The organism is Pseudescherichia sp. (assembly GCF_031979925.1).
In the GTDB taxonomy this organism is placed as follows: domain Bacteria; phylum Pseudomonadota; class Gammaproteobacteria; order Enterobacterales; family Enterobacteriaceae; genus Pseudescherichia.
Window position 1 is genome coordinate 164,967 of sequence record NZ_DALZFB010000007.1, and the last position, 9,774, is coordinate 174,740.

Annotated in this window: 12 protein-coding genes and 2 tRNA genes; 4 read left to right on the forward strand and 10 right to left on the reverse strand. The window is 54.4% G+C overall.

Features of this window, described 5'->3' with window-relative positions; genetic code table 11:
- Position 1: 1 nt before the first annotated feature.
- From dnaT to RTM13_RS13880, 6 genes are all read right to left on the reverse strand, one after another.
- Positions 2-541 carry a primosomal protein DnaT gene (gene dnaT / locus RTM13_RS13855; protein ID WP_312212568.1) on the reverse strand — a complete coding sequence of 180 codons (540 nt, stop codon included), beginning with the start codon at positions 539-541 and terminating at the stop codon, positions 2-4.
- 123 nt (positions 542-664) lie between these two features.
- Entirely contained in the window at positions 665-1,093 is a 429-nt protein-coding gene (locus tag RTM13_RS13860) for an organic hydroperoxide resistance protein (protein WP_042388279.1), read from the reverse strand.
- Positions 1,094-1,198: 105 nt separating this feature from the next.
- A complete protein-coding gene (locus RTM13_RS13865; RefSeq protein ID WP_312212569.1) occupies positions 1,199-1,654 on the reverse strand; it encodes a MarR family transcriptional regulator in 456 nt (151 codons plus the stop codon).
- A 63-nt stretch (positions 1,655-1,717) separates the two neighbouring features.
- Positions 1,718-2,359: a TetR family transcriptional regulator gene (locus RTM13_RS13870; RefSeq protein WP_312212570.1), complete on the reverse strand. Its 642-nt coding sequence runs from the start codon at positions 2,357-2,359 to the stop codon at positions 1,718-1,720.
- A gap of 65 nt (positions 2,360-2,424) precedes the next feature.
- On the reverse strand, positions 2,425-2,898 hold the full coding sequence (locus RTM13_RS13875; protein WP_312212571.1) for a threonine/serine exporter: 474 nt from the start codon (positions 2,896-2,898) through the stop codon (positions 2,425-2,427).
- A complete protein-coding gene (locus tag RTM13_RS13880; RefSeq protein WP_312212572.1) occupies positions 2,889-3,665 on the reverse strand; it encodes a threonine/serine exporter ThrE family protein in 777 nt (258 codons plus the stop codon). Before RTM13_RS13880 ends, RTM13_RS13875 begins: the two co-directional genes overlap by 10 nt.
- 470 nt (positions 3,666-4,135) lie before the next feature.
- Between RTM13_RS13880 and RTM13_RS13885 the strand changes: the two genes are divergently transcribed.
- The 3 genes from RTM13_RS13885 (at position 4,136) to RTM13_RS13895 (ending at position 6,997) form a co-directional block, all read left to right on the forward strand.
- Complete coding sequence (locus RTM13_RS13885) at positions 4,136-4,873, forward strand: LuxR C-terminal-related transcriptional regulator (protein ID WP_312212573.1); 738 nt, start codon at positions 4,136-4,138, stop codon at positions 4,871-4,873.
- A complete protein-coding gene (gene bglJ, locus RTM13_RS13890) occupies positions 4,819-5,499 on the forward strand; it encodes a DNA-binding transcriptional activator BglJ (protein WP_312212574.1) in 681 nt (226 codons plus the stop codon). The genes RTM13_RS13885 and bglJ overlap by 55 nt, the downstream gene beginning before the upstream one ends.
- Positions 5,500-5,653: 154 nt before the next feature.
- A complete protein-coding gene (locus RTM13_RS13895) occupies positions 5,654-6,997 on the forward strand; it encodes a PTS sugar transporter subunit IIC (RefSeq protein ID WP_312212575.1) in 1,344 nt (447 codons plus the stop codon).
- Between the two features lie 3 nt (positions 6,998-7,000).
- Here RTM13_RS13895 and fhuF read toward each other — a convergent pair whose 3' ends face one another.
- Positions 7,001-7,789 carry a siderophore-iron reductase FhuF gene (gene fhuF, locus RTM13_RS13900; RefSeq protein ID WP_312212576.1) on the reverse strand — a complete coding sequence of 263 codons (789 nt, stop codon included), beginning with the start codon at positions 7,787-7,789 and terminating at the stop codon, positions 7,001-7,003.
- Between the two features lie 100 nt (positions 7,790-7,889).
- Positions 7,890-8,954, reverse strand: a complete 1,065-nt coding sequence (locus tag RTM13_RS13905; protein ID WP_312212577.1) for a GGDEF domain-containing protein — start codon at positions 8,952-8,954, stop codon at positions 7,890-7,892.
- Positions 8,955-9,206: 252 nt separating this feature from the next.
- Between RTM13_RS13905 and RTM13_RS13910 the strand changes: the two genes are divergently transcribed.
- Positions 9,207-9,443 carry a DUF1435 domain-containing protein gene (locus RTM13_RS13910; RefSeq protein ID WP_312212578.1) on the forward strand — a complete coding sequence of 79 codons (237 nt, stop codon included), beginning with the start codon at positions 9,207-9,209 and terminating at the stop codon, positions 9,441-9,443.
- Between the two features lie 36 nt (positions 9,444-9,479).
- Here the strand turns inward: RTM13_RS13910 and RTM13_RS13915 are convergent.
- Both RTM13_RS13915 and RTM13_RS13920 read right to left on the reverse strand, forming a co-directional pair.
- Positions 9,480-9,565 (reverse strand) — tRNA-Leu (locus tag RTM13_RS13915).
- 39 nt (positions 9,566-9,604) lie between these two features.
- Positions 9,605-9,691, reverse strand: a tRNA-Leu gene (locus tag RTM13_RS13920).
- Positions 9,692-9,774: the final 83 nt, after the last annotated feature.

The window sequence follows — 9,774 nt, forward strand, 5'->3', positions numbered from 1 at the left end:
ATTAACCTCTGAAGCCTGGGGGAACCTGGTTATCTGGCTCGGAGACGGCGTTCACATCGCGCTTAGCGGCACCGTTCAGGCTACCACGGCCGATCTGTACGCTGCGGGCCAGCTTCTGCTGCCACTGCATATGGTGAAACACCTTGCCCTCGGCCTGCCAGTAGGTGACAAACGAGGCCAGCTCCTCATGGGTAACGGGCTGGCTCAGGCCGATGCCCCACAGTGCGGCAAGGCGCTGAAAATCGGCGTCCGGCTGCCAGCCTGCGTACATGGGGAATTTGCCCATCGGTACGCTGGGCGGTGCGTCGGTCGGTTCGCCATAAAACTGCTGATCGAGCGCGATATCGCTGGCCGGGCGCTGCAGTCGGGCTTCCAGTTCCAGCAGCTGGGCCAGGCGCGCAGGCGTCAGGGCATAAAACGCCGGGGCGTTATCAGCAAAAACGGCCACCGTCCCCTCAAGGGACTGGGTCAGGACGCGGGCGTGATCGTGCATAAACGCGTCGATACCGATGACATTGGTGGAGAGGATTCTGGAAGACATAGCGCTATCTCAAGCTAAAAACAGAGCGGAAAGATCCGCGGGTGATATGTGCTCATAGTAGCACAGAGAGGGGGTGCTTTTATAGGCCAGGCAAGCGTCGCGCCGCCCGGCCTTGCGAACGTCTTAGGCGATAATGTTCAGCGTCACGTCGATGTTGTTACGGGTGGCGTTAGAGTAAGGGCAGACGATATGCGCTGCGTCGACCAGCTTCTGCGCTTCGGCCGCGTCCATACCCGGCAGGTGAATATTCAGCTTAGCTTCGATACCAAAACCGGTCGGCAGCGGCCCGATACCGACTTCGCCTTCTACAAAGGCCTCTTTCGGCATGGCGATCTTGTCGCGGCCAGCAACAAATTTCATTGCGCCGAGGAAGCAGGCGGAGTAGCCCGCAGCAAACAGCTGCTCCGGGTTAGTGACGTTGCCGCCCATGCCGCCCATCTCTTTCGGTACGCCCAGCTGTACGTCCAGCACGCCGTCGGAGGAGGTTGCACGGCCGTCACGGCCACCGGTTGCTTTGGCTTTTGCGGTGTAAACTACTTTTTCTAAAGACATGGCAGGTTCCTTATTTTCGCTGTTATCAATATGTTCGCTATAAAATAGCGCGCTATTTATCTGCTAAGCATAACACCGTCGGAACGGTGCTGTGCCTGGTGAAATCTACGTCCGGTGAAGCTGATGGCGCAGCGTCTCCAGCTCGTGCTGAAGCGCGGCCAGGGAATCCGTATCGCAGGCGGCAGCGCAGCGTACCGATTCCGGGATCGTAAGTGCCTGCTGCTGCAACGCCCGTCCCGATTCGGTCAGGGTTACAGCAACCTGACGCTCGTCCTGGCGCGAGCGCTGGCGAACAAGCAGCCCGGCGCTCTCCAGACGCTTAAGCAGCGGCGTCAGGGTGGCTGAGTCCAGAAACAGCTGCTCGCCAATCTCTGACACGGTGACGTCGTCCCGCTCCCACAGCACCAGCATCACCAGGTACTGCGGATAGGTGAGGCCTAACGGGGCCAGCAGCTGCCGATAGAGTTTATTCAGCGCCAGGTTTGCGGAGTAGAGCGCAAAGCAGAGCTGGTTATTCAGGGCCAGCGGCGCATCCGCCGGGGCTGTCGATTTCGTCTTCATGGTTTGAATATAGGTAGTGCGCGATTTAATTGCAAGTGATTTTTTTACCTTGCAGCTAAGCAATCAGGGACAGACATAGCGCAGTACCACCTGCACCGCCATGGCACGGTAGTGCGCCTGCTGAGCCTGATTATCCGCGCCCTCTTCAAACAGCAGGGTAAAGGTGTAGCTGTTCGCCACGTAGTGGAAGCTGAAGCTGCTCATCAGACGGTGCACGTCCCTGGCGTTCACGCTGCGGCTGAAGAGCTGCTTTTGCTGGCCGCGCTGTAAAATATCCTCCAGTAGGATCAGCGCGCTGCGATTAACCTTACGCAGATATTCCGACTGCTGCATGTAGCGTCCACGCTGCATGTTCTCCATGCAGATAATGCGAATGAAGTCGGGGTGCGCAGCATGATAGTCGAAGGTGCTCTCTACCAGCTCCACCATCGCCTCTACCGGCGGCAGGCGCGTCAGGTTGAGCCGCGTTTCACTGGCGCGGATCTGGGTATAGACATACTCCAGAACCTGCAGATAGAGGTTCTCTTTGGTTTTAAAGTGGTAAACCACCATCCGTTTGGTGGTGCCCGCCTTCTCGGCGATCTGCTCCATACGGGCGCCGTTCAGACCATACTCGGCAAACAGCTCAATGGCACTGGTGAAGATTTTGTCCTTCAGGCTGGACTCGTCCAGTTTCTCCGGTAAATACACGCCGTCGTGCTTCACATCCGCCTCTTTTTGGCCGCAACAGAAACAGGGATTATTACCACGACGCAGGCAGAACACAAATCTCAAACGCGAGGGCGCTTACGGTAGATCCACAATCCGGGCACCGACAGGCCGACAGAGAGCGCTGCGACGATTGAGGTCGCCTTGAGAAAGTTAGTCAGCAGCAGGATCATCAGCGCCTCGCTGTAGCCCAAATGGCCTATCTTTACCGCGGAGATCATCGCCGTATAGGCCGAAATCCCGGGAAACATGGGGATCACCGCTGCGACGGTAAAGACCTTGGGGTGGGCAAGATACCAGCGCGACCAGCGGATACCGATGCAGCCAACCAGCATGGCAGCGATAAAGGTGGACCACTCAACGTTGATGCCGCTGGTCATCATCACCATACGTGCGCCGTGGCCGATGGCACCCAGCAGCGCACACCAGGGCAGAGCGCGCTGCGGTACGTTGAACACCATGGCAAAGCCGACGGCAGGAATGGCGGCCAGCAGCATATCCTGCGCCAGCGTCAGCAGAAAATCAGTTATACCCATCCGCGTAGTCCCCATAACGTCATGGCCATCACTACCCCGATACAGGTGGCCAGCGTCAACATGCTGGCGACAGCCCAGCGTGCCAGCCCGGTATTGATATGTCCTTTAAACATGTCGGCAACGGCGTTAATCAGCGGAAAGCCGGGAACCAGCAGCAGGACGCTGGCCGCCATCGCCACCGTTGACGTGTGGGCGAAGGCGGGCAGGGTAAGCAGCAGCCCCGAGACGGTAGTTGCCACAAAGGCCGTCAGGCAGAAGTTGATCTGCGGATGCAGATGCCGATGGGCCAGCATCAGGCGTACGTACATGGCGACGCTGCTGGCACAGAAGGTGATAGCTGAGCCATCCCAGCCGCCGTTGTTCAGTTTGCAGAAGCAGGCGCAGGAGAGGCCCACCACCAGCGTAACCAACCAGCGTGGATAGCGCAGCGGCTTAATCTGCTGAAAACGCCTTTCTACGCCTCTCTCATCCAGCAGCTTATGTTCGGTCATAATGACGATGTGCTGCACCTCGGTGACCACGTGCATGTTGATACCTCGATCGCTGTTTTTACGCGTGGAGGTCAGACACTGGCCATCCTGAATGGTGGTGAGCACAATGGCGTTCGCGGCGATGGCGCTCTCTACGCTATCCATTCCCAGCGCGAGGCCGAGACGGGTAGAGAGCTCCTCCACCAGGGCGCTCTCTGCCCCGTGCTGCAACAGGAGAAGACCGCACTGAATGCACAGCCGCGTTACGGCACGCTGTTTATCCCGATCTGCTTGCATAATTTGCCCTGGTAACGTAGCGAAATACCCATGTGGTGAAATAGAAAACCTATTTTTAACACAACGTGCTACCTGCTCGGCGCTGTGATAGATCAATATTTAGTTAATAAATTGGTTTAATCTCTTTCTGGCCGCCCACCCCCGTAGTATCGGCCTTTTACGCTATATGAGAGACATTAACCATTCATCATATTTATATATTTAGATCTGATTTCGCAATAAGTTATTTTTTTGCCTTCCAACCCATTATTTTTTTAACAAAGGTATGCGATATTATATCAGGGATAAAAGATTAATACCGCAGTTGGCCACCGTTAGTCTGAAAGATGTAAGTGTGACATACAGAGATAATGACATGCTGTGTTAACAGCTGTGATGTTGAGTAGCGCTTTTGTTCTGGCATTTATTTATTCATGAACGTTATCGTGATGAATTAACACACTGAGTTCTCGAATGTAAGCGGAGGGGATATGCTGTCAGAAAAGTACAGGTGCGCAGTAATAATAAGCAGAGCACCTATAATACAATTTGGCCTTGGCGCTATTATGGCGCAATCATTTTGTGAATATGAAATTATCTACTGCACCACCCCAGAGGAGATGACACTCTCTTTACTACAGCACGCGAACGTGATCATCGTCGATTTGACTAACGATTTAAGACAGGCCCGAAGCGCCTGTAAAAAATACCACTCGATCATGGTGCAATTGCTTGATATACATTGGGTTTTCATAGTTCCCTTACCCATCTACCCGCTGGCGGTAGAGCTGCTGCTACGTTCGGAAAGCACGCTGCTCTCGAGCATGGAGCCGGTCGACGGAATTATTAACGCAGTGCGTAGCGGTAACCGGCGTGCAGAAATTATTAGCCGTTCGCTTTTATCAGAAAATCCTTATGATGAAGAGGAGGCAAGTGCCCCAGCGCTATCATTAACGTATTCTGAACGACAGGTATTACGACTTCTTGGTAAAGGATGGGGTATTAATCAAATCGCCTCAATGCTTAAAAAAAGCAATAAAACGGTGAGCGCACAAAAAAATAGTGCTATGCGGCGTCTCACTTTACGTAGCAATGCTGAGTTGTACGCCTGGATTAATAGCGGTGATGGGGCAAAAATCTTAAATTTAAATCCAACGTATGGCGAGGATGGAAAATGGAAAAAAGTGGATCAAGAAGACATGTTGCCATTATTGAACGATGCCCCCTGAGCGAGGCTGGGCTACGGAATCTATTACCGATGGTCGGGAAATATCAGTTTTATTTCTTTAAAGACTACGCCGCGTTTCTTAATTCGCTGGCCTGGACACCCTTTTTTTCATTGATCTATTCGCTATCGGCCATTAGAGCACAGCGGCTGGAGTGCCTGAAGGTGATGTACGACATGGAGCGAACCAGTCCTGGGCGACAGCGCATTGTGTTGGCAGGAGATGACATGGAGGCGCGGCTGGTGAGCCGTTTCTCGCCCGCGTCGCTGCACGGCGTCATCAGTAAAACCGCCCCGCTGGCGCTGATGCGCCAGCAGCTACAGAAGTGGCTTAGTGATAAGCAAAGGGTGAATGAGAATATCCTCAACCTATGGTATTACGGCCATGAGCGAGTCCTGAACCAGACCGAGCAGGAGATCCTCTACTACACCGCGTTGGGTTATCCGATTGCTAATATCGCCGTTCAGCTTAATCGCAACTGTAAAAACATTCGGGCGCATAAGTTTAGTCTGATGGCGAAGCTGGGCGTCGATACCGACGCAGGATTATTCTACGCGGCCGATATAGTCGTCCAGATGCAGCAGGCGCTTAAGGACAATCCTGACGGCCGGTGGCAGATACCGGCCTGACTGTGAGGTGAATCCTGGTTATTCACAGTAGGATAGGCCGATTATCGATCCTCTTCACAATCACGGAAACCGGTTACAGTAACCGGTTGCACAGTGCAGATCGGAGGCTGATACTCATTTTGCCATTCCATTTTTCGCCTGACCGGAGAGCCAAATGTCTGCCAACCACGCTGCGTTTAACCTGATCTTCCGTTTTGTTGAAAATTATGTCAGCCCCATCGCCGGACGCATCTCTGCCCAGCGTCATGTGATGGCGATTCGCGATGGTTTTATCTCGGCAATGCCCTTTATGATTGTCGGCTCCTTTCTGCTTATTTTTGCCTACCCGCCGTTCTCACCGGATACCACCTGGGGCTTTGCTCGCGGCTGGCTCGATCTGGCAAAGCAGTATGAGGGGCGGATCCTCACCCCGTTCGATATGACCATGGGGATCATGTCGATCTACATCTGTGCCGCCATCGCCTATAACCTTGGCAAACACTACGTGAAGTCGCACCAGCTCGATCCCTTCATGTGTGCCATGCTCTCGCTGATGGCCTTTCTGCTAGTGGCTGCGCCAAAAACCGATAGCGCCTTACCGGTACATAGCCTGGGCGGCACCGGGATCTTTACCGCTATCCTGGTTGCCATCTACTGCGTGGAGCTGATGCGTTTTTTAAAAGCGCACAACATTGGCATCCGCCTGCCGGACCAGGTTCCGCCGATGATCAAAAACTCGTTCGATCTGCTGATCCCGGTATTGGTCGTGGTGCTGACGCTCTACCCGCTGAGCCTGTTTATCCAGTCAGAGTTCTCGGTGCTGATCCCGCAGGCCATTATGGCGCTGTTTAAGCCGCTGGTGGCGGCGGCTGACTCGCTGCCCGCTATTCTGCTGGCGGTGCTGGTTGGCCACCTGCTGTGGTTCGCCGGCATTCACGGCGCGGCTATCGTCTCTGGTATGCTGCAAATGTTCTGGTTAACCAACCTGGGGATGAACCAGACTGCGCTGGCGCAGGGCGCGCCGCTGCCGCACATCTTTATGGAGGCGTTCTGGACATTCTTCATTGTAGTAGGGGGGTCTGGAGCGACCATGGGGCTGGTGATCTGCTATCTGCGTAGCCGATCCGTGCACCTGCGCTCAATCGGGCGGCTCAGCATTGTGCCCAGCTTCTTTAACATCAACGAGCCGGTGATCTTCGGCACGCCCATTGTTATGAACCCGGTCTTTTTTATCCCCTTCCTGCTCGCACCGCTGATCAACTCGGTGATCGCCTGGGGCGCAATGAAAATGGATCTGATTGGTCGAGTGATTGCCGTGGTTCCCTGGACTGCACCGGCTCCGATCGGTGCGGCATGGGCGCTGGGCTGGGACTACCGGGCGGCGATCCTCGTCGTGCTGCTGGCCGTGGTCTCCGCCGTGATCTACTACCCGTTCTTTAAGGTCTACGAGAAACAGCTCCTGGAGCAGGAGGCGCAGGAGTCACAGCGTGCAGAGGGAGAGAGCCAGCAGGTCGCGTAAAGATTATTTCAGCGTACAGTCGCCGCACTGCTGGACATCCGGCAGGCGGTAGCGCTGACAGCAGGTACGGCGCACCAGCACGCCCTCACGCAGGACAACGGTGCGCCAAAGCGGGTTATCCATGCCGTTCGCCAGCGTTTTGTCGAAAAAGCAGAGCTGGCGCAGCGTATTTACCCGCGCATCGCCGAGCAGCGGCTTCATCTCGTTCAGGTACCAGTTGATAAGATAGCCGGTATTGCTCCAGATAAGCTTACCGTTGATCTCACCGGTAGCTTCCAGCGCCTGGACTACCGGCAGCATCGCCGAGACGATCAGCTTTTCAATACGGCCACGATCGTCTAACAGCGTGGTATAGCGATCGGCATGCACGTCGGCCCAGAAGCAGGCCGCGCGGCCGGTCTCATGGAATTCAACGTGAAAATGTTCCGGGGAGACATCCAGCGCGGTGTCGTGCGCCAGCAGGGCCAGCATCAGCGGCGGAACCAGCAGGCCCAGATACCACTGCGCCCACAGCGAGATCAGCGGTTTCCCTTCGCGCGGCAGCTGTGGCTGGTTGCGGTAGATATGATCGGAGTAGTCGGCCAGCAGGGTGCGCAGCGCGGCGGGGCGCTGCCACTGCGCCAGGGTCATGGCCTGGTGCGGTGGTGGCTCGTCGAGACGGATAATCTCCAGCATGTGCGGACGCTGACTGGACATCGTTTCGCGCACGGCATCGGCAAGCGTAGGTGCTGCGCTGTGCAGCGGGGCTCGCCAGATGAGATCGTTTGCCAGCAGTTCAGAGCGTTGGGCCATAGGAGATTAGACCGGAATCTAAATGATAATGATTGCCAATCCTAACCATAGGCAGGAACAAGCGCAACATTTTTGTCGCGAAATGCCTGCCGGGTTCCGTTTATGCTATCTGCAGGTCACCACTGACCAGAATGTGGTTGCGACCTAGATGCTTCGCTTCATACAGCGCCTTATCCGCTTTGCCCAGCGCGTCCTCAATGTCTTCGTCCAGCAGGGGAGCAATACCGATGCTTACCGTGACGTTGGTTGCCACGCTTTCGTTAAACATATGCGGGATCTTAAGATCGAAAACCTGCTGTCGAATACGCTCGGCGGTCACGCGGGCGTGCTCCAGATCGACATCGCTCAGCAGGATCATAAACTCTTCACCACCGAAGCGGGCCACGATATCCCGGGAGCGTACCGCATCACGGATGGCGGCAGAGACCCGGATCAGCGCCTGGTCGCCCATCATATGACCGTAGTGGTCGTTGTAAGCTTTGAAGTGGTCAATATCCAGCAGCAGCACAAACTGCCTGCCGTCATCATGCGTTAGCAGGTTATCAATCTTATTTTGCAGGCCGCGGCGATTGTAGAGACCGGTCAGGGGATCGAGCATGCTTAAATCTTTCAGCGTCTTGCGCTCGTCCAACAGCTTGTACATCAGATCCTGGGCAAAGGTATCATTACGCCGCTGAATAACATGCTGTATGGTGATACCTACCACCGGCAGGGCGAAACAGTAGAGTACTCTTAGCCAGGCGCTGCCGTCGGTTAGCCACAGGCAGGCCAGGCTTACCGGCAGCGAATGCAGCATAAACGCGCTGATATTGTTAGAGAAAGCGATAGTGCCAATAAATAATACGCTTAACAGCGCAATTAAAAGATAAGCCGGATCCGGGTGACCAATAGCTGAATATTTTTCGTTAACGTGCCACGCCCACAGGCAGCCAAATAACAGTGAAATGAGAGGAATATTTATTTTCTTCTCTGATTGCCACTTATGCCAGAGCAGCAGCGCAACGCTGGCCGTAAAGAGCAGCACGAGCGGCAGCGTCACGCTCATCACGCTGCTTAGCGGTAGCAGAAAGGAGAAGAGGGCCGAAACGGCATTGAGAAACAAGAATAACCGCAGGGATAATTGATATTTCTTGTTACAGAGGTTATGCCAGGATTGTGCTGTCATGTGTAATGTCGTTATTAATCTGCAATATACAAAAAGTTATGGTTGGCAAAATGAGAAATAACGCGTGAATAAATTTTCGCGAAAAGAGTAAGAAATTGTTATGTATTTTTCCGAAGCGCACAATTTATCACCTTCATGAATGTCTGTCATTAACAGATGTAGAAAGTTCGCACAGCGGCAGAGCGGGATGCTGACAAATGAGAAAACATATCATATGATATTGGTTATCATTATCAGCGTGAGGATGGAAGCATGTTGCAGCGCGTGCTGGAAAGCGGGTGGGGATTTGTATTATCGGGCATCGTTGCGCTCGGACTGGCGTGTGCCGATCTCTCTGTTGATGCGTGGTGTGCGGTTATTGTGCCCGGCCTGCTGTTAACCCCTGCCATGCTCTATCACAAGCGTCTGCGCCACTTTGTGCTGCTGCCGTCGGGTATCGCCCTGGTTGGCGGGATGATGCTGGTAATAATGAATTTGAAGATGGTGTAAAGCGGGAGAGGTCGTACCGGGAGAGAGCAAGATAAGTGGTGCGAGGGGGGGGACTCGAACCCCCACATCCTAAGGACACTAACACCTGAAGCTAGCGCGTCTACCAATTCCGCCACCTTCGCACATCTATCTTACTATTTTGCTTTTTGATACTGCCTCGTTGGTGCGAGGGGGGGGACTCGAACCCCCACATCCGTAAGGACACTAACACCTGAAGCTAGCGCGTCTACCAATTCCGCCACCTTCGCCCAGTGCGAGCAATATCAACGTGATTTATGGTGCGAGGGGGGGGACTCGAACCCCCACATCCGTAAGGACACTAACACCTGAA